General features: G+C 53.0%; 26 protein-coding genes. 9 read left to right on the top strand and 17 right to left on the bottom strand.

Annotation, left to right across the window (positions count from 1 at the left end; genetic code table 11):
- Window positions 1–131: 131 nt before the first annotated feature.
- Complete coding sequence (locus L1I42_RS05410) at window positions 132–1,289, top strand: DUF2336 domain-containing protein (RefSeq protein WP_236113463.1); 1,158 nt, start codon at window positions 132–134, stop codon at window positions 1,287–1,289.
- A gap of 2 nt (window positions 1,290–1,291) precedes the next feature.
- Here L1I42_RS05410 and L1I42_RS05405 read toward each other — a convergent pair whose 3' ends face one another.
- The 5 genes from L1I42_RS05405 to L1I42_RS05380 all read right to left on the bottom strand — a co-directional run bounded on the left by L1I42_RS05405 (window position 1,292) and on the right by L1I42_RS05380 (window position 5,817).
- Window positions 1,292–1,624 carry a DUF1491 family protein gene (locus L1I42_RS05405; protein WP_236113462.1) on the bottom strand — a complete coding sequence of 111 codons (333 nt, stop codon included), beginning with the start codon at window positions 1,622–1,624 and terminating at the stop codon, window positions 1,292–1,294.
- Window positions 1,625–2,512: a peptidoglycan-binding domain-containing protein gene (locus L1I42_RS16310; RefSeq protein WP_305067703.1), complete on the bottom strand. Its 888-nt coding sequence runs from the start codon at window positions 2,510–2,512 to the stop codon at window positions 1,625–1,627.
- Between the two features lie 21 nt (window positions 2,513–2,533).
- Window positions 2,534–4,345 carry a PAS domain-containing sensor histidine kinase gene (locus L1I42_RS05390; protein WP_236113461.1) on the bottom strand — a complete coding sequence of 604 codons (1,812 nt, stop codon included), beginning with the start codon at window positions 4,343–4,345 and terminating at the stop codon, window positions 2,534–2,536.
- Window positions 4,346–4,579: 234 nt separating this feature from the next.
- Window positions 4,580–5,248: a hypothetical protein gene (locus L1I42_RS05385; protein ID WP_236113460.1), complete on the bottom strand. Its 669-nt coding sequence runs from the start codon at window positions 5,246–5,248 to the stop codon at window positions 4,580–4,582.
- Window positions 5,249–5,328: 80 nt separating this feature from the next.
- The gene (locus L1I42_RS05380) at window positions 5,329–5,817 is read right to left on the bottom strand and encodes a GNAT family N-acetyltransferase (RefSeq protein WP_236113459.1); all 489 of its coding nucleotides are present in this window, start codon (window positions 5,815–5,817) and stop codon (window positions 5,329–5,331) included.
- A gap of 176 nt (window positions 5,818–5,993) precedes the next feature.
- Between L1I42_RS05380 and L1I42_RS05375 the strand changes: the two genes are divergently transcribed.
- Window positions 5,994–6,287 (top strand): hypothetical protein, encoded by a 294-nt coding sequence (locus L1I42_RS05375; protein ID WP_236113458.1) that lies wholly within the window; start codon window positions 5,994–5,996, stop codon window positions 6,285–6,287.
- A 154-nt stretch (window positions 6,288–6,441) separates the two neighbouring features.
- Window positions 6,442–6,852 (top strand): SufE family protein, encoded by a 411-nt coding sequence (locus tag L1I42_RS05370; protein ID WP_236113457.1) that lies wholly within the window; start codon window positions 6,442–6,444, stop codon window positions 6,850–6,852.
- Window positions 6,853–6,870: 18 nt separating this feature from the next.
- Here the strand turns inward: L1I42_RS05370 and L1I42_RS05365 are convergent, their stop codons facing one another.
- The 10 genes from L1I42_RS05365 to L1I42_RS05320 form a co-directional block, all read right to left on the bottom strand.
- Window positions 6,871–7,608 (bottom strand): DUF6456 domain-containing protein, encoded by a 738-nt coding sequence (locus tag L1I42_RS05365; protein WP_236113456.1) that lies wholly within the window; start codon window positions 7,606–7,608, stop codon window positions 6,871–6,873.
- Window positions 7,608–8,009, bottom strand: coding sequence for a helix-turn-helix domain-containing protein (locus tag L1I42_RS05360; protein ID WP_236113455.1), 402 nt, complete (start codon window positions 8,007–8,009; stop codon window positions 7,608–7,610). Before L1I42_RS05360 ends, L1I42_RS05365 begins: the two co-directional genes overlap by 1 nt.
- 210 nt (window positions 8,010–8,219) lie before the next feature.
- Complete coding sequence (locus L1I42_RS05355; RefSeq protein ID WP_236113454.1) at window positions 8,220–8,648, bottom strand: Ros/MucR family transcriptional regulator; 429 nt, start codon at window positions 8,646–8,648, stop codon at window positions 8,220–8,222.
- A 156-nt stretch (window positions 8,649–8,804) separates the two neighbouring features.
- The gene (gene mnhG, locus L1I42_RS05350; RefSeq protein ID WP_236113453.1) at window positions 8,805–9,137 is read right to left on the bottom strand and encodes a monovalent cation/H(+) antiporter subunit G; all 333 of its coding nucleotides are present in this window, start codon (window positions 9,135–9,137) and stop codon (window positions 8,805–8,807) included.
- Complete coding sequence (locus L1I42_RS05345) at window positions 9,134–9,466, bottom strand: cation:proton antiporter (protein WP_236113452.1); 333 nt, start codon at window positions 9,464–9,466, stop codon at window positions 9,134–9,136. Before L1I42_RS05345 ends, mnhG begins: the two co-directional genes overlap by 4 nt.
- Window positions 9,463–9,945 carry a Na+/H+ antiporter subunit E gene (locus L1I42_RS05340; RefSeq protein ID WP_236113451.1) on the bottom strand — a complete coding sequence of 161 codons (483 nt, stop codon included), beginning with the start codon at window positions 9,943–9,945 and terminating at the stop codon, window positions 9,463–9,465. The genes L1I42_RS05345 and L1I42_RS05340 overlap by 4 nt, the downstream gene beginning before the upstream one ends.
- A gap of 3 nt (window positions 9,946–9,948) precedes the next feature.
- Window positions 9,949–11,544: a Na+/H+ antiporter subunit D gene (locus tag L1I42_RS05335; RefSeq protein ID WP_236113450.1), complete on the bottom strand. Its 1,596-nt coding sequence runs from the start codon at window positions 11,542–11,544 to the stop codon at window positions 9,949–9,951.
- 9 nt (window positions 11,545–11,553) lie between these two features.
- Complete coding sequence (locus L1I42_RS05330; protein ID WP_236113449.1) at window positions 11,554–11,931, bottom strand: Na+/H+ antiporter subunit C; 378 nt, start codon at window positions 11,929–11,931, stop codon at window positions 11,554–11,556.
- On the bottom strand, window positions 11,931–12,356 hold the full coding sequence (locus tag L1I42_RS05325; RefSeq protein WP_236113448.1) for a Na+/H+ antiporter subunit B: 426 nt from the start codon (window positions 12,354–12,356) through the stop codon (window positions 11,931–11,933). The genes L1I42_RS05330 and L1I42_RS05325 overlap by 1 nt, the downstream gene beginning before the upstream one ends.
- Complete coding sequence (locus L1I42_RS05320; protein ID WP_236113447.1) at window positions 12,353–14,770, bottom strand: putative monovalent cation/H+ antiporter subunit A; 2,418 nt, start codon at window positions 14,768–14,770, stop codon at window positions 12,353–12,355. The genes L1I42_RS05325 and L1I42_RS05320 overlap by 4 nt, the downstream gene beginning before the upstream one ends.
- A gap of 288 nt (window positions 14,771–15,058) precedes the next feature.
- On the opposite strand from L1I42_RS05320, the gene msrB reads away from it, so the two are divergent.
- From msrB to L1I42_RS05300, 4 genes are all read left to right on the top strand, one after another.
- Complete coding sequence (gene msrB / locus L1I42_RS05315) at window positions 15,059–15,472, top strand: peptide-methionine (R)-S-oxide reductase MsrB (protein ID WP_236113446.1); 414 nt, start codon at window positions 15,059–15,061, stop codon at window positions 15,470–15,472.
- A gap of 4 nt (window positions 15,473–15,476) precedes the next feature.
- Window positions 15,477–17,555, top strand: coding sequence for a S9 family peptidase (locus L1I42_RS05310; RefSeq protein WP_236113445.1), 2,079 nt, complete (start codon window positions 15,477–15,479; stop codon window positions 17,553–17,555).
- Window positions 17,556–17,653: 98 nt separating this feature from the next.
- Window positions 17,654–18,250, top strand: a complete 597-nt coding sequence (locus L1I42_RS05305) for a superoxide dismutase (RefSeq protein ID WP_236113444.1) — start codon at window positions 17,654–17,656, stop codon at window positions 18,248–18,250.
- A 143-nt stretch (window positions 18,251–18,393) separates the two neighbouring features.
- A complete protein-coding gene (locus L1I42_RS05300; RefSeq protein WP_236113443.1) occupies window positions 18,394–18,969 on the top strand; it encodes a response regulator in 576 nt (191 codons plus the stop codon).
- Between the two features lie 25 nt (window positions 18,970–18,994).
- Here the strand turns inward: L1I42_RS05300 and L1I42_RS05295 are convergent, their stop codons facing one another.
- On the bottom strand, window positions 18,995–19,540 hold the full coding sequence (locus tag L1I42_RS05295) for a hypothetical protein (protein ID WP_236113442.1): 546 nt from the start codon (window positions 19,538–19,540) through the stop codon (window positions 18,995–18,997).
- A 1-nt stretch (window position 19,541) separates the two neighbouring features.
- Complete coding sequence (locus L1I42_RS05290) at window positions 19,542–21,074, bottom strand: helicase HerA-like domain-containing protein (RefSeq protein WP_236113441.1); 1,533 nt, start codon at window positions 21,072–21,074, stop codon at window positions 19,542–19,544.
- A gap of 176 nt (window positions 21,075–21,250) precedes the next feature.
- Between L1I42_RS05290 and L1I42_RS05285 the strand changes: the two genes are divergently transcribed.
- Complete coding sequence (locus L1I42_RS05285) at window positions 21,251–21,577, top strand: YbjQ family protein (protein WP_236113440.1); 327 nt, start codon at window positions 21,251–21,253, stop codon at window positions 21,575–21,577.
- 93 nt (window positions 21,578–21,670) lie between these two features.
- Window positions 21,671–23,014 carry a TIGR03808 family TAT-translocated repetitive protein gene (locus tag L1I42_RS05280; protein WP_236113439.1) on the top strand — a complete coding sequence of 448 codons (1,344 nt, stop codon included), beginning with the start codon at window positions 21,671–21,673 and terminating at the stop codon, window positions 23,012–23,014.
- The last annotated feature ends 3 nt before the right edge of the window (window positions 23,015–23,017 follow it).

Below are 23,017 nucleotides of genomic sequence, written 5' to 3'. Positions count from 1 at the left end.
GAATGACGGACATGTTAATGTTTGTGCAAAAATGATTAAGAAATCGTCAAGGTTAATAGTCTGCTAACGAATTAATGAAAAAAGTGGGTAAGTGATTTGTTTTGACCCACTTTGGTAAACTCAGGCAAGAAATGATCGGCTTCCAACCCTACGAAACGTTTAAATTGCTAATCGAGAATGGTGGCATCGAGCGGGCAAACACCCTGTTGGTGGCGGCTTGCGATGCATTTGCCCAGCGACCAAAACCCGATTATGCCGAGTTGCAGCAGTTCGAGGCGCTGGCGGAACGGTTGTTCCCCGCTGCCGAATCGGAGGCCCGCACCCGCGCCGCGATGACGCTTACCAAGGCACCACATCTCTCACCAAAACTTAAAGCGCTGATCACCGACAATATTGGAGAAGATATCGACCAATATCTATCGGAGACAGACTATGTTCCCGACGAGGTTCTGTTTACCGTCATTTCGCGCAATAATGCCGATCAAATTGCCAAAATTGCAGCCCGTCCCAATTTGAGCCCCAAGCTGGTGGCCAAGTTGTTTCCGATTAACAGCCGCAAGGTTTATCGCGCGCTTGCGGCAAACCCATCCATTGAATTTAAAGGCCCTTATCTGCGCGCTATTTCAAAGGCTGCGGGGATGGACCAAAAAGTGGCCTGGTCGCTTGCCGCCCGTGAGGATTTCGACAAAGCCTATTTGCTGCACGCATTTTTTGACCTGAAGGAAGCGGATCGAATCAAAGTTTTGGCTGCATTCGAACAGCGGCAAGTCCCAAAAACCCCAATGCACCGGACATTCGAGCATATCTCAGTGGCGACCAGCGAGTTTACGCAGGCGATGATGAAGTTGCTCTCCAAGAATCAGCGACCCAAGGTGACACGATTGTTGACCCAGGTGACCGGCTTGGATGAATTGAAATGCGGCGAGATTGCCCATGATGTGAGTGGCGCGGCCCTGTTTGTGGTGTTAAGAGCGTTTGGCTGCAAAGCTCAAGATGGATTGAAAGTGTTGATCCATGCTAGCTCCCGCGATCGCGACAACTCTAAAGATTTGAAGCAATATGCGCATTTGTTCCAGCATTTGCAGCCCGAGGCTATGGTGTTCATCCTCTCAGTATGGCGTGGCGATGTGGAGTTGAGCGCTTTGGACAAACCGGCCGAACATATGCCAGCCGGGCGCAAGAGCATTCGCACGCTGGTGGCTGCGTCGGCGGCCAAGCAGCGAGCGCAAAGCTCGGACGTGCTGGAAAGGGCTGCCAATGCGGTCAGCCGTTTGCGCAACGCGCGGTAAAGTTATTCGGCAAGTGTAAGGCCGATATCCGCATCCCGCGTTTCCAGACTGATCACCCAAAAATCAGGATCAAACGCGCGTTCCTGCTGGATGCGGGCTTCCACCTCTTGCGCGCTGGCACGATCAAACCTTGCTTCAAAAACCCGTTCCTGCCCGTCTGAGTCGAGTTGCATGGCGGGCACGTAAAGGCTGTTGGTGCCGTTCAGATGATCCACCTCCACCCAGATTTGTCCGGCGATCTCATCCCCGCGTTGGCGGACGACGCACATATTGCCCCGTTGGGTGTGCAGCCGCACAAAGGCGGACACCCACAGATCCGCACGTAAGCGTTTCATCTATTCAAAGCTAGCATTGGCGGCGAGCAGCATGTCGTAAAGCTCGGGTGTGATTTCGCCGGTCTCGCGATAATTATTGAACACTTCAAACTGTCGGATGGCCCGTTCAGTTTGCGCGCCGGGCACGCCATCGATAGCGCCTTGTAAAAATCCCAGCGAATAAAGACCTTTTTGAATTTTGATCACATATTCACGCGAATAGGATTGTGGCGCAGAGGCCTCTGCATCATCTGCTGCGCTCATCGCAATTTGGGCCAGCGGGTCTTGGCTGGTCGTCGAGGGCGGCGTTGCAGTTGGTGCAGCGCTGCGGCCACCCCCTACGATATTTTCCAGTTTTGTCAGCAACTCTTCGCTCACCGCGCCTGTTGGCGTTAGCCCATATTGGCTCTCAAAGGCCCGGATGGCGGTGGCGGTTTTCGGGCCGTAATAGCCATCCACTTTCTCTTTAAAAATGCCCAGCTTGGCTAGGTTCTTTTGAATGTGGAATGTTGTCGGGTTGCCCGTCACCACGTCTGGAATGGGCTGCGGGGTGGTTTTGGGGGCGGTAATCGAGCTGGTAGTGGCATTGTCGGTCACCGGCGCCGGTTTCGGCTGCACGGTGCGTTGCGTTGGCGCGGGCGGCACCGTTGCTGGCGGCGTCGCCACGGTCTCTACTGAAGGCTGCGTCGCCGCGCCATGGCTTTCGCCCCACAAGGGTGCCGGATGTATATTTTGCTGACCATATAGGGCGTTCCAGCCGGATACGCCGATGCCGACGGTCAACAGCAAAGTGCAAATCGTGTTGGTTGGATATGTGCGCACAATGGCCCATGCGCCATTTAGAATCTGCATGGTCACCCCTTGAATATCTCGCTCTTCTCCTGACTGTCCAACGCTATAAGCGCTCATGTCCCCGACCCCTTTAAACTATTAACCTGCTTTTGCGGCTTTTTTCTGTTCGGCTTCAATGGCGGCCCGTTCCGCCTCCACCTTGAACTGCAAGTCGCTCAACTCCTCGACATTGTTGCCGATTTGATCCACAGGCTTGGCCCCCTCCAGCGGCAACAGGACCATCATGGTTGTGCCCTGATTAAGGGTAGATTTGATCTTAAACTCGCCGCTATGCAACGCGGTTAACCCTTGTACGATTGAAAGGCCCAATCCTGTGCCTTCATATTCTCGCGTCAGGCCATTGTTGGCCTGGAAGAATGGCTCACCAATCCGTTCGATATCCGATTGGGAAATACCGATCCCCTGATCGATCACGCTAAACTCGATCCGTGTGCCCTTTGTCCGCATGCGCAATTTCACTGTGGCCCCTTCGGGACTAAACTTGATGGCATTGGACAACAGATTGATCAGAATTTGTCGGCAAGCTCTTTCGTCGGCCACCATCGGCGGCAACGCATTGACCTGCTCAGATTCTAAACTGATGTTTTTGGCTTGGGCAGCACTGGCCACAATGGCAAAACATGGCTCGACCAATGAAGATGGTTCCATAGCGCTGGTTTGCAGCTCAAATTTACCTGCTTCAAGCTTGGACATATCCAACAACATGTTGACCGTGTCCAGCAGGTGGGTCCCGCTCTGGCGGATCAGCGACACATATTCCCGATGATCTTGGCTCAACTCGCCACCAATATTATCCAGCATCATGTCAGAGAAGCCCACCACGGCATTGAGCGGGGTGCGCAACTCATGACCAATAGTGGCCAGAAAGCGTGATTTCGATTGGTTCGCTTGTTCGGCGGCCTGATGCGCCTTTTGCGTAATGACTTCTTGATCCTTGCGTTGGGTAATGTCCCGCAAAATAGCAATCACTTCATGACCGCCCGAGTCAGGATCGGTTTCCTGCACCGGCGAAAGCGATGCCTCCACCCAAATGAAGCTATAATGATCGTCTCGCACGCATTGCATTCGCATTTCAACTGAGCGAGGCATCCCCTGTGTCCGCGCCTCGTCTAGCGCCTTAAGGTAAACCGGACGATCCAGCACATGAATCCGCTCTACAAAGCCGTTGCCGGCCAGCTCATATCGTTTGCAGCCAAAAAAGTTCTCTGCTGTATGTGAGAGGTAGGTTAAATCGCCCTCCACAGAATAACGGGCAACAGCATCCTGCACGCTTTCCACCAAATGCTTGAAGGCACGCATTTGGGTCTTGGAGTGTGTGAAATAAGCTTGCCGCAATCGCGTCAATGAGACGGCGACAAATCCCAACGGAATCAGCACATACAAAACAGATAGGTCGATTGCGAGGGGGGCAATGTCTGGCACAACCATATGCGATATGAGGATTGCGGCCTGGCCGATCCCTCCCAAAATGGCGATACCAAAAACAAACCGAGTGGTTTTGAAGTCGCCGAGCAGATAGCCGTAGAGTGCAGCCACCGCGCCAATGGTCAATCCCACAGCGCCCGCCCCAACATTGAGCAGCGTCACGCACACGCCCATGCCGGTCAGGGCGATGAGCTGCAAAGCAAGCGCCCAGCGCAAATTGCCGGTCTGCGCCAACCGCCAAGACAAAATCGAACCGATGCTGAGCGGGACAGCATGTATGACCAATTGGATGTCATTGCGCGACGCCAGGAAGACCGCGAACGGAATCGCGAGCACAACCAAGGCCAATCCGAAAATCGCATTGGTTTGGATGACCCGCTGCCGCAAATCGTCGACACTGCCGTGAACTGCCCCATTTTGGGGTGACCGATACGCCTCTTGTACCATGGTCAAGGGATTACGCATTACATTTCCGCTTGATGCCAGTTATTGATTGACCACACCATGCCCGGAAGAATCTAAAAGGGTCTTAAACGGTGACCTAATGAGGGGCTGAATTAACCGACTTGGGCGCACTTTTATCTAGTGTGGTAAACAAAGTATTTTCCATCTGGCGATGCGGTGCGCGGTTTGTGCAGTCTCGGTTCGCCCCGCCTTCAAAATGAACAGCAAACGGCCGCGATTTAGAGCTTATTTTCGCTATACAAGCGCATTATCGAGCAATGATTTCAATTCCTTACGCTCTCGACGGGATCGAATCTGTCGCGCCTCACTGGTGTGGGGATGCACTTCCCAACCTGACTCTTTGCGGCGTACTTTGAAGCTGCGGCAGGCCCCAACGGGCAAATCCTCGGATCCGTAGCTGGCGATTGCCCGCACTTTCAGGCTTTCAATCGGTGGCCAATGCTGCTCATCCGCCGAAATTGTCCCCTCTCCTTCGCCAAGCGCATGGGCGATCATTTCCTGAAAAGAACCCATGTCCCGCACCTTGCCAGACTCGAGCGGCCCTTGGCGACTGCGCACATCGTCATCTGAAGGTTTCTGTGAGGCATCAAATCCTTCAATTTCGGTAATCGGGTAGCTTTTATGGCCATCCGGCGTATCCAGCTCAATCAACAGGCTGAGCAAATAGATCGTCTCGGAACTCATATTACACACGAGACATCGGGATTTCAGGCTATAAACGCCATTGCGCGTAATCATGATCTTGGAACGTGTCTGGCGGTGGTAGCTTGAGATAAAGGTTTGCAAATAGGCCACCCACACCACCAACATGGCGAGATTGATCATCGAATTGATGATTTGGCTGTGGCTTACGATCCAGTTCAACATGATTGACCAGCCCCGCTCCGCGCGAAGAATGCACATTCAAATGGCGATCACACCGCCTCTCCTGATCACAACGGCACTATGTTGAGGAAAGTTCCACCTTAAGTGGCGATCCTCTGCTAGAGTTTCTTGAAATATCGGGCCACAGGCCATTCTTCAAAGCCGAACGCTTCATAGGCGCGCCGGGCGGGCGCGTGCCCTGTGTCGCCGATTGTTTCCACCATCAACATGCTCAAGCCCATTTCAGCTGTCCTTTCTTGGGCGAACTGCATGAGCTTTCTGCCGATGCCCTGGCCCTGATATTGTGGGGCCACGGCGATTATATAGATTTCACCCATCTGGTCTTGGTCATGAAAGCGTAGCCCCAGGAACCCCACCAATCGTCCGTTTTTTACGGCCAGCCAGATATTGGCAGGTTCAGAATCGAGCAAGTGCCCAACGTCCTGTTTTTGACGCGCGGCCCATCCATCAGGATAAAAAGCCTCAAAGACAAATCCGGGCACCTCCCTTTTCGTTTTTGCAAAGATCGGGGTCCAGACATCGATTGTGAGATCAATAACCGCCTGTCGAAAGCCTGCCTCAAAAGGTATAATCTCTATTTCACCCATAGCTCCACCATTTGGCATCATTTTATTTCTGAGCGCAAAATCAACATGTTGCGGGGAATTCGACCAGACAATTCAAATTTGTCTAAAATTTTATCGAAATTCTGCATCCTGGTTTTACAGCTCTTGGCTAGGTTGGCTCCAATGAGTTTTTAAGTCGAGACAAAAAGGGGGCCAAAATGTTTATCTTGCGTAGTTCATTCTGGCTGTTGATCGGTTTTTTGGTGATCAAACCCTTCGCGTTTGAACCCGAACAAGCGGGCAAAGCACTAGCGAGTGCCGCGGTAAACGGTGCCTCTGAGTTTGTGGTTCAAAATGCTGACCATTTCGACTGTACTGAAATTGGTTGCAACAGCGTCAAAACCCTTGTTGTCGCCAGTGCTTTGGCCTCCAAGCCAGTCACTATATCTGCAAAATCAGATGGGACATCTTCGTTTCCGGTGCCGCCACCACGTCCCGATTGGGCAGGTTGACTTTAACGAGACCGCATCACTTCCCCGATGCTACTCCAAATGCGGTCTTTTTTCTGAGCCGTGCGCCTTCCCCGGGTGCCACGGCTCTTTTTTTGATCTGTCGGGTGGTCAAACTCCGTTGACTTGGATATCAGAATGGCAAAGGAGTGTCGCTATGGACTTTGAGGACATCAAAGAAAGTCTTGAATTTCTGGACGATTGGGAAGACCGCTATAAATTTGTCATTGAGTTGGGGCAATCACTGCCGAAACTTCCCGAAGACGCCTACAGTCCGGTCAACAAAGTTGAGGGCTGTGTGTCTCAGGTGTGGCTGACCCACGATTTCGAGGAAAAGGATGGCCAGCGCCTGCTTACGCTGCAAGGCGATAGCGATGCGATGATCGTAAAGGGCCTGGTGGCAATCGTCATCGCCTATTTCTCTGGTCACACCACGGATGAGATCGCGGAAATGGATGCGGAACAAGCATTCTCTGCCATCGGGTTGCAAGAGCATCTCACCACCCAGCGCGCCAATGGCCTGAAAGCGATGATCAAACGCGTGGAATCGATCGCGACAGCGGCCTAGGCTGCTGCCGCGCACTTATTATTTTCCGTTTCCCCGCATTCGGCCTTGTGGCGCCAAATCGCCAATGCCCCAGATTGCCCCCAGCTGATCAAGACCGATTTTTACAACGAGCTTGGCGCTGCGACGGGGCCAATTGCGGCTAGCCTCGATTTCCTGCAAACCTTTGGCAAAGCCGCAAATATCCACTAATACATTCATGCAATCGGTTGGCAGCAATTGGTATAGCTGGGCCAATTGTTTGCGGGCATCGGCGGCCATATCACTGATATCTGCCGAACCATAGCCACGCGACTGCCCCAAACTAAGGCTGAGTTGTTCGTAATTGCGAGTAATTTGGGGGGTCAGCATCGCCCGTTCTATAAGATGTTCCAGACGGTTGGCCACCAAGATATGGTCTGGTGTGAGGCGACCACCTCCAACTGATTTTCGATCACACAGCCGATTGAGTTGGCCGTTGCCCACCAGCGGCAGATCCAAATTCTTAGTGGACTTATATGTTGGCGAGCCTGTCGTTTGCTGCAAATCAGCCAGCATGAGTTTTTGCCGCCGCATCCAATGTGGTGCCTCGCTGGTGGTGAGCAGCCGATCGTTTTGCTGACGCAACACGCCTTGACTCACCAGCGCGGCAACGGCTTGGCTGTCGAGCGATGCTTTTTGAGTTTTGTCGATCACCCGCACTAGGTGGCCGTACTTCTGAGCTGCGCCGCCCCTGTGCAGCAGGCGCACAAATTTAAGCTGCCGTCGAATCTGTTGCATTAGTTCCACCCCGATTCTAGCGAAAACTCATCAATGGCCAGCAGCAATGTTCGTTCAAAACAACACATTACCCGCTCGAACTGCTGACGTTCGCGTAACTCCTCGATGCGCGCGCAGGCGTGCGAGACGGTGCGCCGATCACGGTCGAACAACTCGCCGGTATAGGTTAGCGACCGGCGCAGCACGACATTTATAAGATACATTGCCATTTGTCGTGCCAGACAAATGTTGCCGTCCCCCCTGGCGCGGCTCAGCAAAGCGCGGGGTGGCACCTGACGCGCGCACGCGACAAGGTTTAAGATGAACCGGGCCTCAGGGTCCTTGTCCAAAAGCCGGGTTGAGTTGGGGCTCAAGTCAGTTTCAACTTGATCTGTGTAGCTATAAATTTGATAAATATGCATGGTCTTTCCATTTTTAGGTATATATTCCTATAACCTGACTTGGAAGGACCGGGGATAAGTTTATTAAGATAAAATTAACGACATTTCATCTTTTGCTCGAAATATCAACGCGTTAAGTCCATTAACCCAATTCCAAAATGCAACCTTAGATAGTGCATAAAAAAGGCTGACTCGGGGTCAGCCTTTGAAAATTGATCAGTTTCAAGCAGACTATTTTCCTGCTTTGCGCCCCAAGCCCATCTCACGGGCCAACCGAGACCGGGCCGCGGCATAATTTGGCGCCACCATCGGATAATCGCTGGGCAGGCCCCACTTCTCGCGATATTCTTCCGGCGACAGATCATAATGCGTGCGCAAATGTCGCTTCAACGATTTGAACTTCTTGCCATCTTCCAAGCAAATGATGTAGTCGGGCGTGATAGATTTTTTCACTGGCACTGCGGGCTTGCGGTTTTCCTGCTCAGCTTCTGTCGGGCTGGCGGCCAATCCAGCCAAGGTTGCGTGAACATCTGCAATCAGCTTTGGCAAATCTGCTTGACTCACGGCATTGTTCGAGACATATGCACTCACAATATCCGTGCTTAGCTCAATAATTTCAGATTTAAGGTCAACTTGATTATTATCTTGTTGCTCAGACATTATTTAACCACTTCCTGCCGATTGCTTCTATCTTAGCGAATGCTAATATTTAACACTTAGATATTACGCGAAAGTTCAAATTGCAACCAACAAACTGTATAAAGTTGCAAATATTTGCTTATGTGGCCCAACAATTTTTCAATCGCGCATTAGGATTTATTTAGGGTCCATTTCATCAACTTTTGTCACTGGCGACGGTTTATAACCTGCAAAGTAGGCCGCGCGCGCCAGCAAGTGTGCGGAAATCGGCGCTGTTAGAAGCAGAAAAACAAACCCCGCAAAGGCCCGTAGGATTACAGATCCATCCAAGGACGCCAGCGCGATTGCGAGAAAACCAAAGCCTGCCCCCAAGGTGCCCGCCTTAGAAGCAGCATGCATGCGCGTATATAGATCAGGCAAGCGCAACAAACCGATGGCCGCGCCCAACGAGAAAATGCCACCGACTATAAGAAATATGCCCACCAGATAGGCCAAAATATCCTGCATCATTCCTCAGCTCCCATATCCTTGTGTGCACTTTCAAGTTGCTCGGCCCGAATTTTCCAACGCTGTAGCACAAAGCGGGCGAAGGCAACGGTGGCCAAGAACCCAACCAAGGCAAGTGAAATGGCAATATCGAGATAGAGCGCATAGCCGGTTTTGATGGCAATAACCGCAATATAGCCGATGCCGATTGTCAACAGCATATCTAAGGCCAGTATCCTATCCGGCAGGGTCGGCCCAAGCAGGATACGGATCAAGGTGAGAAAAAAGGCCAGACTCAGCAAGCCTAATGCGATATTGATGGCCAGATCCAAAAATTCAACGCCGCTCATCATGGTTGAAACACCTCAATAATCTTGGCTTCGAAGCCATTGGCGATGTCTTTGATCATTTTCTTTTTATCGGGCATTTCCAGCGCATGTACGTAGAGCATAGTCCGGTCCGGAGATACGTCTACGCTCAACGTGCCCGGTGTCAATGTAATCAGATTGGCCAACAAAGTAATTTCAGCATCCGACTTCGCCTGCAGGGGGAATGCGATAATTGCGGGTTGGAGCCGCTTATGCATGCCGGGCGAGAGCACCAACAACAGCACCTTGAACGCACTCAACACCAACTCGTAAATAAACAGTGCCGCCAACGAAATGATTTTTGGGATTTTTTGTAGCAATTGAGACTGCCCGACTTGGAGGCGTATCACCCAAAGCGACATACCGCCGATTACAAAGCCAAGGAGCAGATTTCCCAGGGAAAATGTACCAGTGATGGCAGCCCAAGTCAGGGCCAATAGTACAGATATGAGCAATAGGGTCATTGTTTACTCCTGCGCCACTGCTTCTCGACCAAACACGGCACCCACATATTCACCGGGATCATAGACTGCGAACGCCGCGGTTGCCCCCGCCTTGAATAAAGGTTGCGGCACGAGGCCAGCAACAAAAATGAACGCCACCAACATGCCGGCTGGCCAAAGCCCCCACACTTTAGCACGGGGCGGCAGGGGGCGAATTCGGGTATTGATTTGCTCTGAGTTCACCCCTTCGCGACCATCGCGCCAGAAAATATGCGCCCACAGGCGTGTCCCCGCAATTGACGTCAGAATTGAGTTCAGCAGGATCAATGAGACCATCCAATAGTTGCTCATCTCAATGCCGGCTTGAACCAAGACCATTTTTGGCCAAAAGCCGAGCAAGGGCGGCAACCCCGCAACTGCGAACACAAGGGTGATAAACATGATCGACAGCCAACTGTTGGCGCGATAAAGCCCGCCCAGCTTGCGAATATCGCTGGTGCCGCCCATGCGCTCCACCAGGCCAACCACGAGATATAGCGCGGTCATCACCAGCATTGAGTTTACCGCATAAGTGGCCAGTCCGAATATGCCGGTGGGCGTTCCAATAGCAAGGCCTGCCATCATGGCCCCAATGCCGCCAATAACCAAGAAACCAAGGGCGCGACGCGCATTGGTTTGCGCCATCGCGCCGAGCGGGGCCAGCACGAGGGTGAACCCGGCAATAATTTCAATCAGCAGTTGCAAATAGGCGTGCGACTGCGGGATCAACAACAAATGGGTGCGCACGAGTGCGTAAACGCCAACCTTGGTCAGCAATCCGGCAAACACCGCAGATACGGCAGGGTCCGGCGCATGATATGAGGCGGGCAACCAAGAATTCAGTGGGAACGCGGCGGCCTTCATGGCAAAGGCCAGAAAGAACAGTGCCGCAACAGCATAGATGGCACCGCTTTCCACCTGGGGCACTTTCAGCGCAATATCCGCCATGTTCAATGTGCCTACCAGGCCGTAGGTGAAGCCAATGGCGATCAGAAAGAAGGTGGTGGCGAGAAAGTTCAAAAAGCCATATTTGACGGCACCATCCAGTTGGATTTTGCGCCCCCCAATGATCAGCAAGCCGAAGGAGGCAATCAACATCACCTCGAACCAGACATAAAGGTTGAACAAGTCGCCGGTGAGAAAACCGCCCGAGACCCCGGCCAGCAACAAGAGCAGCAGCGGGTGATAGCCAAACTTGTTCTCGCGCACCTCAATTTCAGACTGCACAAACAGGATCACCACCAGCATAATGAAGGCACTAACCAGCGAAAACAATGCGCTAAGCGAATCAGCGGCAAGGCTGATGCCATAAGGCGGCAGCCAATTGCCCATGGTCATCGTCAGCGGCCCCTCACCCTGCACGCGCATATACAGCATGAAGTTGGCGACCAGCGTGGCCAGCAGAATAGTAAAGGCAAATGGAGCCTGCCATTCAGGACGTTTGCGCGCCATCACCAAAATGGCAGCGCCAATCATTGGTAGGGCCACCGGCCACACGATCAGCCAATCTGCGGCAGCAGTGGCACCCTCGATCATCGCGGGTGGTAGTTCGAGATTTTTTGGCGTCGATGAAACAGCCATCAACTTCTCCTAGTAGCTCAGTGGCGGCCGAGGGCTATCCTCGGGCTCGGCCACACGCATGGTGTCTGTATTGTCGGCGTCCAGCTCTTGATAGGCGCGATAAGTCAGCACCAACAAAAAGGCAAACAGGGAAAACCCGATCACAATTGCAGTGAGGATCAGTGCCTGCGGCAGAGGGTTGGCGATCTGCTCCAGCGGCGCATATTCCCCATCCGGCACAATCGGCGGCACCTCGCGGGTCAGGCGGCCCACCGTGAAAATCAGCAAATTCACGCCATTGCCGATAATGGCGATACCCAAAAGCATCCGGATCAGCGAACGCGACAGCAGCAAATAGATGGCCACGGCAAAGAATAGACCAACAAGAAAAGCAAGGGCGATTTCCATTAGCGGGTCTCCTCGTCTTCTTCCAGCTCCAACGCAATGGCCGAAATGGCGCCGACCACCACAAAATAAACGCCAATGTCGAACAGTAAGGGAGTGGAAAGTGCCAACTCTGTACCATCACTCAACTCCAGGAACAGCCACAACCCTTTCAAGAAGGGCGCGTCGACGAACAGCGACATGAAACCGGCCAATGTGGCGAGAAACACGCCAAGGCCTGCGACAGCAATGGGATGGAATACCAAAGCTTTGCGCACTTCATTCACGCCAGCGGCTATGCCATAAATGGCGATGGCCGAAGCCGCGATCAAGCCGCCAATAAAGCCCCCGCCCGGCTCATTATGGCCGCGCAACAACACAAACACTGAAAACAGGATCATCAGAGCCGCCAGAAACGGCGCAATTGTTCGAAAAATCACCGTATTCATGCGCGTGCTCCTTTGCTTCTTGGTGTGGTGCGTTTGGGCGCTCCGGATTTAGGCGCCTTTTTGGGCGCGCCGATCCCGCGTTTGGGCCCACCCAGGCGGATGCCGATCAGGGCCAGAATGGCGATACCGGCGGTCATTACAACGGTGATTTCACCCAGCGTATCCAGCGCACGATAGTCGACCAAAATCACGTTCACGATGTTGCGGCCGTGGGCGATTGGCACGCTGGTCGCCACAAACAGGTCGGACAATGAGGTATCCAACTCCACGCTGAGCACAGCCAGCAGCACTGCCACGAAGCCGAAGCCACACACAATGGCAATCGCGCCGTCGCGCACCGCTTCTTCCAGCACTCGCGCGTCACGTTGGTCGAGGTGCAATCTGGTCATCACCAACGCGAGGATCACAACAGATAATGTCTCCACCATCAATTGAGTGAACCCAAGGTCGGGCGCACCGAACAGCAGGAAGATCACAGCGACAGAGAAACCCTGAATGCCGAGGGACACAATGGCCACCAATCGGGTTTTGGCGGCGATCACCGCAATCAAACCAATCGCGGCAATGGCAATGATTGACCATTCATAAAAGTGCAAATTGGGGAATGCTGGCAGTTTTGGCAACGCATCTTGCATGATAAGAGGCGTGAACAGTGCGCCTGCAAGGCAGACAAAGACCAAGATTAAATAGAGTTCCAACCGGCCATGGTGCAATAAGCGGGTCACACGATCCGCCAACCTGATCAAACCAAACATAAACTGATCGAAACCTTGATCCGGACCCCAGCGCCATACCGTGGCCACCCGACGCAAGAAGCTGCGGATGGATTCAAGCTTGTAGAAGGCCAAACCGCCTACCACCCAGGTGGCGACGGACAATGCAATCAACAGGGCGTCAAAGTGGAGCTTGAGGTGCGTTTCCACCAGTTTGGCGTAGACGGCGGTTGCCGCCGGTGCGAAGAAAATTTGGCCGACATCGGTGATGTAAAAGCCAGCAGCCAAACCGAGCACGCCGAGAATGATCGGCCCCCAATACATGGAGAGTGGCGCTTCGTGCGGCGATTTTGGGGTTTCCAGCATTTTGCCAAAGAAGGGTTTGATGGCGATGGCCAGACCCACAGCCATCATAAGGCCATTGCCGATCAAGGCCACGAGCACCAGTGCCATGCTCCAGACATTTTCAGGACCAAACAGCAGATAAATTTCTTCCTTGGCGAAGTAACCCAAAGATATCGGGAAACCGGCCATGGAGATGGCGGCTAACACGGCTGCAATGAATGTAAAGGGCAATTTGGCGCGCAGACCCGAGACTTCGGTGAGGTCCCTGGTGCCGCTTTCATGGTCAATGGCGCCCACCACCATAAACAGCGCGCCCTTGTAGAAGGCGTGGGCCACAAGGAACAGCAATGCGGCCAATATGGCCACCTTCTCGCTGAGGCCGAGCAGCATAACGAGCATGCCGAGCGAACCGAGCGTGGTATAGGCCAGCATTTGTTTCATATCGGTCTGGCGCAGCGCCATGATCGCGCCAGTCAGCAAGGTGATGCCGCCAAAGATCGGCAGGATGGTGTTCCAGTATATCGTGTCATTGAGCACCGGGCTCATGCGGGCGATCAAATAAACACCGGCTTTCACCATGGTGGCCGAATGCAAATAGGCCGAAACCGGCGTGGGTGCTTCCATTGCGTTGGGCAACCAGAAATGGAACGGCACCTGCGCTGATTTGGTAAAGGCGCCGCCCAGCACCAGCAGCAACACCAGCAAATAAGCCGGATGATCGCGCAGCACATTCTGGTCCATCATCAAGGTGCTCAGTTCGCTGTGACCGCTCACGGCAAAAATCATCAACAGGCCAAACAGCAGCAACAGGCCGCCGCCCCCGGTGACGACCAGCGCTTGTATGGCGGCACGGCGCGACGCTTCTTTATTGTGGTTGAAGCCGATCAGCAGGAAGGAGGTGATCGAAGTGAGTTCCCAGAACACAAACAGGGTGATGATATTGTCGGCCAGCACCAGCCCGAGCATCGAGCCCATAAACATGAGAATAAACGACAAAAACCGCCCCTGATGCCGGTGGCCGTTCAAATACCCCCCGGAATAGGTGACGATAAAGGTGCCGATGCCCGAAATCAGCAGGGCGAAGATCAGCGACAGGCCATCGACAAAAAAGCTTAGATTGATCGGGAAGTGAAAATATTGGCTCTCCACCCAGCTCATTGTGAAGGAGACCGTTCCGCCGTCGGCGATTGGACCGATATAGGTGGCCAACACCAAAAAGATAGCAGCGGGCACGGTGGCCAAAATCCAACCGGAGACGCCGTTGGCAAATCGGTTAACCCAAGGGGCCAAAAGGGCGGTGATAAAGGGAGCCAAGGCGATCAGCAACAAAGCATAATGGTTGGGCAAGTCGGACAATGATCACTCTCCATTCGGCGCGCCAGCATGGGGCGCAAATCTTGCGGTTTGGCACACTTTTTTCTGGTTGCGTCCCGAATCGCAGAAAAAAGTAAAACAATTTGACCCAGTCTGTAGGATAACGACAAGGGCAAGAGCCGACCAAACAACGGTTTTGCAGTGATTTCAGATCACAAAATGCAGAAATACCGTATAAACATCGTATTGGTTTTTGCAAAGACTTGATTGTTGCGCCCAAGCTCCCCAAGTTAGGGCGTTACCGCCAATGCAATTCTTTCCAAACCGATCATGTCCAAATCATCACATAAGCAAAAGTCTGAGCAGGACTGGCAGAGCGAGTTGAGCGAGCTAGAATATTATGTGCTGCGCAAAAAGGGCACGGAACGCGCCTTTTCGCACGCTTATGATCAGCTCTATAAGCGAGGGCACTATCTATGTCGCGGCTGCGGTGCACAGCTCTTTTCAGCGCAATACAAATATGATTCAGGATCGGGTTGGCCGAGCTTTTTCGACCTTGGCGAGAAGAGCGCGGTCAAATTACAGGTTCAACGCACCTTTTTTGCCCGGAAAATCGAAGTGATATGCGGGAAATGTCAATCACATATTGGACATGTGTTTGATGATGGGCCACAACCCACTGGAAAACGTTATTGCACCAATGGCACAGCTTTAAAATTTGTGCCGCAACCGGAAGATGAGTGAAATTATGAGCGATCTAACGCCCCCAAAAGCAGAGAAGAAGGACCATTTCACCACGCACCACGGGATTGAACGAAATGATCCCTACCACTGGTTGCGCGATGAGAATTGGCAGCAAGTGATGCGCGAGCCAGAGGTGCTGGACAAGGAAATCCGCGCCTATTTGGAAGCGGAAAACGAATTTTTCGAAGCCCATATGGCCAACAGTGCTGATTTGCGCGAGCAAATCTACAATGAGATTCGCGGGCGCATCAAAGAAGACGATAGCTCTGTACCGTTCAAGCATGATGACTACGCCTATTTCACCCGCACGCTGGAGGGCCAACAATATCCGCAAGTCTGTCGGTCGGACCGGGATGGCGGCAACGAGACAGTATTGCTGGATATGAATAAAGAAGCCGGCGATGGTTATTTCCGCTCCGGCGGCGCCAGCCATTCGCCCGATCACAAATTGCTGGCCTGGTCAGCAGACCGGAACGGGTCGGAATATTTTACCATCTTTGTGCGCGATCTGGCCACGGGCGATGAGTTGGAAGACCAGATCAAAAGCACCACCGGCAGCGTCACTTGGGCGGCCGATTCCAAGAGTTTCTTTTATACGGTGCAGGACGACAATCACCGCCCGCACAAAGTGTTTCACCATGCGCTGGGAGATGATCCGGCCAAGGATAAGCTGATCTATGAGGAACCAGATTCCGGTTTCTTCCTCGGCGTGGGCAAAACCAATTCGGGCAATTATGTCCTGATTGACAGCCATGACCATGAAACCAGCGAAGTGCGCTTTATCGATGCGCATAAGCTGGGCGAACCGAAATTGATTGCCGCGCGGCAGAATGGCCATGAATATCATGTGGAAGAAGCCCATGGGCAATTCTATATCCACACCAATTATGATGGGGCCGAAGACTATAAGCTGGTCACCGCACCGGTTGCTGATCCCGACATTGAGAACTGGGAAGATCTGGTGCCACACCGGCCCGGCGTGTTGCTGAAAGGCTACTTCCTAAAGTCGCGCTATCTGGTGCGCAAAGAGGAGTTTGAAGGCCTGCCGCGCATTATTGTGCGGACGCTTGATAGCGGCGAAGAGGAAGAGATCAGCTTTAAGGAAGAAGCTTATACGCTGTCCGTGGCCGGGGGTTATGAGTTTGACAATGACGAAATTCGCTATTTCTATTCTTCCCCCACTACGCCGCCACAAGTGTTCGATTATAAGATCGACAGCAAAGAGCGTACTTTGCGCAAGACCCAAGAAATCCCGTCCGGACACAATCCTGAAGATTATGTGACCCGCCGGCTGTTTGCCACCGCACCGGATGGTGAGCAAGTGCCGGTCACCATTTTGCATCGGGCCGATTTCAAACCTGATGGCACCGCGCCGCTAATGCTCTACGGCTATGGCTCCTACGGCATGTCGATGGGCGCTGGCTTTTCCATTTCCACCCTGTCGCTGGTGGATCGGGGCATGGTGTATGCTATTGCCCATATTCGCGGCGGTATGGAAAAAGGGTATAAATGGTACACCGCAGGTAAGAAGCACAATAAAAAGAATACGTTCAGTGACTTTATCGCTGCTGGCGAAATGCTGGTGGAACAAGGCTACACCGCAAAAGGCAACATTGCCGCCATGGGTGGTTCAGCCGGGGGCATGTTGATGGGCGCGGTGGCCAACCAGGCGCCAGACCTGTTCGGCTCCATCATTGCGCTGGTGCCCTTTGTGGACGTGCTCAACACCATGCTCGACGACACTTTGCCCCTCACTCCGCCGGAGTGGCCGGAATGGGGCAACCCGATCACCTCAAAAGAGGATTATGATTATATCGCCAGCTATTCGCCCTATGACAATATCGAAGCCAAGGACTATCCGGCGATCTTCGTGATGGCAGGGCTGACCGACCCGCGGGTGACCTATTGGGAGCCTGCCAAATGGGTGGCCAGGCTGCGCGATATGAAAACGGATGCGAATCCCCTGATTTTCAAAACCCATATGGGTGCAGGCCATGCCGGCATGTCGGGCCGGTTTGAGAAAATCAAGGAGACTGCCCTCGCCTATGCCTTTGCATTGCAAACTACAAAGGGCGCAAAATAAAGAAAGTTTTTTCTTTCCATAACTCTTGTTGCGGAACAAAGAACCGATTATAAGAGTTGAGGATATCGAGACAAACGACAATAAATTGGAGGCCAATCATGTCTTTTGAACTGCCAGAACTCCCCTACGCCTACGATGCGTTGAACCCTTATATGTCAGCGGAAACGCTGGAATATCACCACGATAAGCACCACCAGGCTTATGTGACCAATGGCAGCAAATTGCTGGAAGGCTCAGGCCTTGAAGGCAAGTCGCTGGAAGATGTTGTGCGCGAAAGCTATGGCAAAAATGCCGGCTTGTTCAACAATGCGGCACAGCACTATAACCACATTCACTTCTGGAAATGGATGAAGCCAAATGGTGGCGGCGCGATCCCTGGTGATCTGGAAGCGCAAATCAAATCCGACCTTGGCTCAGTTGATGAGTTCCGGGAAGCGTTCTTGAATGCTGGTGCGACTCAGTTTGGTTCTGGTTGGGCCTGGCTGGTGATGAAGGACGGCAAATTGGCCGTGACCAAAACACCAAATGGCGAAAACCCGTTGATTCACGGCGAAACCCCATTGCTGGGTTGTGATGTTTGGGAACACTCCTATTACATTGACTACCGCAATGCCCGCCCGAAATATCTCGAAGCCTTCTTCGATTCATTGGTGAACTGGGAATATGTTGCGGAGCTTTACGAAGCCGCAAAATAAGCAATTTTTCTGATTGCGAAAAATCGAGGCCTGTCAAACCTTTGCGTTTGGCGGGCCTTTTTTGTGCTGTGAAAAACCAAACGAATCTCTAGGCAAACGCACCAAAGCAATGTTAACCCTTCTTTAACCATAGGAGGGGTGATTTGTTTGACACGAAAGTCGTTGGGATTCTTACGCAAAATTCGGCGCTCAGCTCGATCCTGTCCATGGTTCTGCGCGACATTTCTGGCCTTCGGCTCAGGGAATTCTCCAGCGCAGCCCACCTGCTGCGCTATGCGGACATTGCTCCCCTCGATTTGTTAATTCTGGATTATCAGTTGGCTGACCGCACAGCACCGGATGTGTTGAACAGCTTACGCAAGAACCCCAATATCGAAATTGAGGCTTTGCAAACGATCACCATGATCAAAAATATTGATCGGGAGTTGCAGGCCAGTGTGGTGAATGCCGGCATTGACGAGATCATCGTCAAGCCGATGTCGCCCGCTTATATTAAAGAGCGGGTCAGCGCTCGTTTGGGGGCCAATGGTCAATTTGTGCGCATCCCCACTTCCGCCGCATCCAGCCGCGATTGGCGGGATGAGGCGTCCGACAACGAAAATCGACCCACGCCCATCGATGAGCGCAAGCTCGAACATATCAGCGCACAGCATGACAATGTGATTGAGTTTGCCGCCTATCGCGACAGGATGAATGGCTTGTCGAACAAGCCACACTGATCAGTGACTAAGGCCGTTTCACGCTCTATTTGGACCGATCGGACAGCAGAGCCGCCATCTTGTCCCAGCCTTCTTCAACCGTTTTGGCAAATATGATCCGCTCCACGGCATCGGGCCGGTCCACTGAGACGATTTCCTCCACAAAACCGCGCAACAGCAAAAATTCATCATGACCGGACAAGCACACGAGCGGGCGGCAGGCTGAAGCCAGCCAGGTTTCGAGATAGCGGCCCAAATCGCGCACCCCACAAGGCAACACCCAAAAGTGCGACACAGATTCGGCCACGGGCTTCATCGGGGAGCCGTCAATCTCGATGATTTCGCCGCCTTCGGGCAGCTTAACACTTGGCGTGTTTTGCTGGTGGTAGATGACCACCCGCCCCCCTTTGGTTAGTGCACCAGAGGCAAAGGCAGAGGCCACTTCCCCGGTCGGCATAGCGCAGCACAGATCAACATTTTTTTGGGCTAGGAATTCACCAACCTTGTGGGCGGTGGTGATTTGTTTTTGATGTTCAGCCCGTTCGGCTGGCACCAGAAAACCTGCCGTTTTGATTGGCTTTGTGCCCTTCATTCTAACGTCCCCGTTTCAGTGAACCCAAAATACCACGAACAAGCTGGTTACCCAACTGTCGCGCCACGGTGCGGGCAAAAGTTTTTGCCGCCGCTTCGGTGGGTGTTTGACGGGTTGATCGACGCGACTTGCGCTTGGTTTTCGGCCTGTCGTCACGATATTTATCTCGATAGCCGGTGCGGGTTTCCCACAAATCGCCGAAATCATCACGGCTTTCGCGCTCCAATTGCAATTGCTCCTCCCGCTGCTTGGCAGCAGCGCGGCGTTGCAATTCTTCAAATGCGGAATCGCGATCCAGCGTTTCACTATATAGCGCCGCGACGGGGCTATTTTTGATGATTTGGGTACGCTCAACAGGCGTTATGGGCCCAAGACGCGAAGATGGCGGGCGCATCATGGTTTGCCCCACCATTGAGGGCACACCTTTCTTTTCCAATGTGGAAACCAATGCCTCGCCCACACCCAGCTGTGTGATCACTTCTGCTGTATCAAAGTCGGGATTGGGGCGGAACGTATCGGCAGCGGTTTTCACCGCCCGCTGCTCACGTGGCGTATAGGCCCGCAACGCATGTTGCACCCGGTTGCCCAATTGCGCCAATACGGGATCGGGAATATCTAACGGGTTCTGGGTCACAAAATAGACGCCCACCCCCTTGGACCGCACCAGCTTGACCACCTGCTCCACCTTGTCCATCAAGGCGTCAGGCGCATCGTCAAATAGCAAATGCGCTTCATCGAAGAAAAACACCAGATGTGGCTTGTCTGGATTACCCACTTCGGGCAGTTCTTCAAACAATTCGGACAAGAGCCACAGCAAGAAGGTCGCGTAAAGGCGCGGCGACTGCATTAGCTCGTCCGCGGCCAGCACGCTCACAATGCCGCGCCCATCTTTGTCGGTGCGCATCAAATCACGAATATCCAGCGCGCGCTCGCCAAAAAAATGCTCCGCCCCCTGTTGCTCCAGCACCAGCAACGACCGCTGGATCGCGCCGATTGACGCGCGCGACACGCGGCCATAGCGCTTTGAGATGACGTCGTCATTCTCGTCGATTTCACCTAAGATGGCGCGTAAATCCTTGAGATCGAGCAGCAACAGCCCCTCATCGTCCGCATAGGCAAAGGCGATGTTGAGCACGCCCTCCTGCACTTCGGTCAGGTCCAACAAGCGCGAGAGCAGCAGCGGTCCCATATCAGAAATCGTGGCCCTGATCGGGTGCCCCTGGCGACCGAACAAATCCCAGAAAATGGTGGGGAAGGCTTCATAAACATAGTCGTCAAAGCCGATATTTTGGGCGCGTTCTTCAAGAAAGTCTTTGCTTTCGCCGCTCACGGCAATCCCTGACAGATCACCCTTTACGTCGGCACAAAAAACCGGCACCCCTGCGCGCGAGAAACCTTCGGCCATGATTTGCAAGCTGACGGTCTTGCCGGTACCGGTTGCACCGGTGATAAGTCCATGCCGGTTGGCCAGTTTCAAATCAAGATATTCCGCGCGGGCGCTGGTGCCCAAATAGACTTTACCGTCAACAAACATCCAAGAGTGCCCTTTTCACAGTTGAACTCTCATATAAGCGCTGGGGTGAACAAAGCTCAATAGGATGTGTGCTGTTTTTGGCAAATATGCCCATTGGATGCGGATAAAACCCGGCGTGACTTGAAATACGCTGCCGCGCGCCCCATTTGTCGATCATTGATATTTGGGGGCTAGAGATGCTGACGACAACCACAGACTCGCTGCAAGGGTTTGAAATCACCGAATATATGGGCATTGTGATGGGCGAGACCATACTGGGCGCTAATTTTGTGCGTGATGTGATGGCGACGGTGACCGACTACATTGGCGGCCGTTCTGGCGCTTATGAGGAAACGCTGAGCAAGTCGCGCAAGGCAGCACTAGAAGAAATGTGCGACCGAGCACGCGCCATTGGGGCTGATGCGGTGATTGGTGTTCATATTGATTATGAAACGGTTGGCGCGCGCGGGGCCATGTTGATGGTGAATTGCTCCGGCACGGCGGTCAAATTGCGCAAAATATAAAGCGCCGCCTTCAGGTTAACCAGCTCACCACACATGACTTGCAATTGTCGCAAAGATTGCGCTCAATAGGAGCGATCATTTGGGGAGGATTGTATGGTCAGTCGACGACAATTTTTGCTGGCAGGTGGCGCATCGTTTTTGGGCGGGGCGGCGAGCCTTGGCTTGTCCACTCCCCTCTTGGCGCAAAATGCGGTCAATGGCGCGCTGCTGGACGGACGCAATTTTGGTCTGACGCCCGGTGCGCCTTATGATCAGGCAGAGGCGCTCACCACCGCTGTTAATGCAGCCAATAGCGCCAAGCAAAAGTTGTTTTTGCCCGCGGGCAGTTACAATGTGTCCAATGTGGGCCTGCCGTCCAATACCCAGATCATTGGCGCAGGGGCTGCCACAAAACTGGTTCAAATGAGCGACAAGCCAATCTTTACGATGGTCGGCGCACAGCATATCAGCCTTGAGCGGTTCGATCTGGTTGGCGCGCAAGATCTGGCCGCCAACGCGATTTTATATATGCAATCTGTGCGCAATGTGAACATTGAGGAATGCGGCTTTTTCGCCAGCGCGAAACATGGTGTGTTGGGCTATGATGCGCAGGTTCACCTCAATGCAAATCGGTTTGAACAGATGGGCAGCGCGGCAATCTTTTTGAACAATGGATTGCGGTCCCAGGTGCGTGGAAATGTCATCAAAGGCTGCGGCAATAATGGCATTCTGATCTGGCGCGACGAGCCGGGTTATGATGGCACAATCGTTGCGCAGAATCAGATTGAAGCCATTGAATGGCGCAGTGGTGGCAACGGCCAAAATGGTAACGGCATCAATGTTTTTCGATCGCAAAATGTCATTGTTGCCAACAATATTATCCGCGATTGTGCCTTCACGGCGGTGCGGGCCAATGGCACACGCAACACCCAGATTATTGGCAACAACTGCAAAAATCTCGGTGAAGTCGCGATTTTTTCTGAATTTGGATTTTCCGGCTCTCTGATCAGCGACAATCTGATTGATGAAGCCGCCACCGGCATCTCGATCACCAACTATAATGATGGCGGTTATCTGGCTGTATGTGCCAACAATATTGTGCGCAACATCTGGGAAAAAAGCCCGAACAATCCGGACACGATCCCGTTGGGAATCGCAGCAGAGGCTGATTGCAGCCTCACCGGTAATGTGGTGGAGAATGTGCCGGGCGCAGGTCTATTACTGGGCTGGGGCCCCTTCCATCGCAATTTGCTGGCCAGCGGCAATCTGGTGCGCAAATGTAAATATGGTATCGCCGCCTCAGCAGTGGAAGGCGATGGGCCAATCAACATCACCGGCAATTCACTGTTTGAGTGCGAACAGCCGATGGTGGGCAGCAAGTGGATGGATATTGCTTTTAATGATCTGGCAACGGAATCGCCAGACCATATTTATGTCACCAACAATGTGGTGAATTAAAAC

It is taken from the genome of Maritalea mediterranea, assembly GCF_021568695.1.
In the GTDB taxonomy this organism is placed as follows: Bacteria; Pseudomonadota; Alphaproteobacteria; order Rhizobiales; family Devosiaceae; genus Maritalea; species Maritalea mediterranea.
Note: the sequence above shows the minus strand (reverse complement) of the source record. Positions and strands in the feature narration are given on the sequence as shown.

Bases quoted from the DNA above. Each gene is read 5' to 3' on its own strand.
- L1I42_RS05295 (WP_236113442.1), bottom strand. From the start codon at position 19,540: ATGAAGGGCACAAAGCCAATCAAAACGGCAGGTTTTCTGGTGCCAGCC.
- L1I42_RS05375 (WP_236113458.1), top strand. From the start codon at position 5,994: ATGTTTATCTTGCGTAGTTCATTCTGGCTGTTGATCGGTTTTTTGGTG.
- L1I42_RS05360 (WP_236113455.1), bottom strand. From the start codon at position 8,009: ATGCATATTTATCAAATTTATAGCTACACAGATCAAGTTGAAACTGAC.
- L1I42_RS05410 (WP_236113463.1), top strand. From the start codon at position 132: ATGATCGGCTTCCAACCCTACGAAACGTTTAAATTGCTAATCGAGAAT.
- L1I42_RS05355 (WP_236113454.1), bottom strand. From the start codon at position 8,648: ATGTCTGAGCAACAAGATAATAATCAAGTTGACCTTAAATCTGAAATT.
- L1I42_RS05280 (WP_236113439.1), top strand. From the start codon at position 21,671: ATGGTCAGTCGACGACAATTTTTGCTGGCAGGTGGCGCATCGTTTTTG.
- L1I42_RS05305 (WP_236113444.1), top strand. From the start codon at position 17,654: ATGTCTTTTGAACTGCCAGAACTCCCCTACGCCTACGATGCGTTGAAC.
- L1I42_RS05340 (WP_236113451.1), bottom strand. From the start codon at position 9,945: ATGACCCTATTGCTCATATCTGTACTATTGGCCCTGACTTGGGCTGCC.
- L1I42_RS05330 (WP_236113449.1), bottom strand. From the start codon at position 11,931: ATGGAAATCGCCCTTGCTTTTCTTGTTGGTCTATTCTTTGCCGTGGCC.
- L1I42_RS05310 (WP_236113445.1), top strand. From the start codon at position 15,477: ATGAGCGATCTAACGCCCCCAAAAGCAGAGAAGAAGGACCATTTCACC.
- L1I42_RS05365 (WP_236113456.1), bottom strand. From the start codon at position 7,608: ATGCAACAGATTCGACGGCAGCTTAAATTTGTGCGCCTGCTGCACAGG.
- L1I42_RS05370 (WP_236113457.1), top strand. From the start codon at position 6,442: ATGGACTTTGAGGACATCAAAGAAAGTCTTGAATTTCTGGACGATTGG.
- msrB (WP_236113446.1), top strand. From the start codon at position 15,059: ATGTCCAAATCATCACATAAGCAAAAGTCTGAGCAGGACTGGCAGAGC.
- L1I42_RS05345 (WP_236113452.1), bottom strand. From the start codon at position 9,466: ATGATGAGCGGCGTTGAATTTTTGGATCTGGCCATCAATATCGCATTA.
- L1I42_RS05385 (WP_236113460.1), bottom strand. From the start codon at position 5,248: ATGTGCATTCTTCGCGCGGAGCGGGGCTGGTCAATCATGTTGAACTGG.
- L1I42_RS05405 (WP_236113462.1), bottom strand. From the start codon at position 1,624: ATGAAACGCTTACGTGCGGATCTGTGGGTGTCCGCCTTTGTGCGGCTG.
- L1I42_RS05290 (WP_236113441.1), bottom strand. From the start codon at position 21,074: ATGTTTGTTGACGGTAAAGTCTATTTGGGCACCAGCGCCCGCGCGGAA.
- L1I42_RS05390 (WP_236113461.1), bottom strand. From the start codon at position 4,345: ATGCGTAATCCCTTGACCATGGTACAAGAGGCGTATCGGTCACCCCAA.
- L1I42_RS16310 (WP_305067703.1), bottom strand. From the start codon at position 2,512: ATGAGCGCTTATAGCGTTGGACAGTCAGGAGAAGAGCGAGATATTCAA.
- L1I42_RS05285 (WP_236113440.1), top strand. From the start codon at position 21,251: ATGCTGACGACAACCACAGACTCGCTGCAAGGGTTTGAAATCACCGAA.
- L1I42_RS05380 (WP_236113459.1), bottom strand. From the start codon at position 5,817: ATGGGTGAAATAGAGATTATACCTTTTGAGGCAGGCTTTCGACAGGCG.
- L1I42_RS05325 (WP_236113448.1), bottom strand. From the start codon at position 12,356: ATGAATACGGTGATTTTTCGAACAATTGCGCCGTTTCTGGCGGCTCTG.
- mnhG (WP_236113453.1), bottom strand. From the start codon at position 9,137: ATGATGCAGGATATTTTGGCCTATCTGGTGGGCATATTTCTTATAGTC.
- L1I42_RS05335 (WP_236113450.1), bottom strand. From the start codon at position 11,544: ATGGCTGTTTCATCGACGCCAAAAAATCTCGAACTACCACCCGCGATG.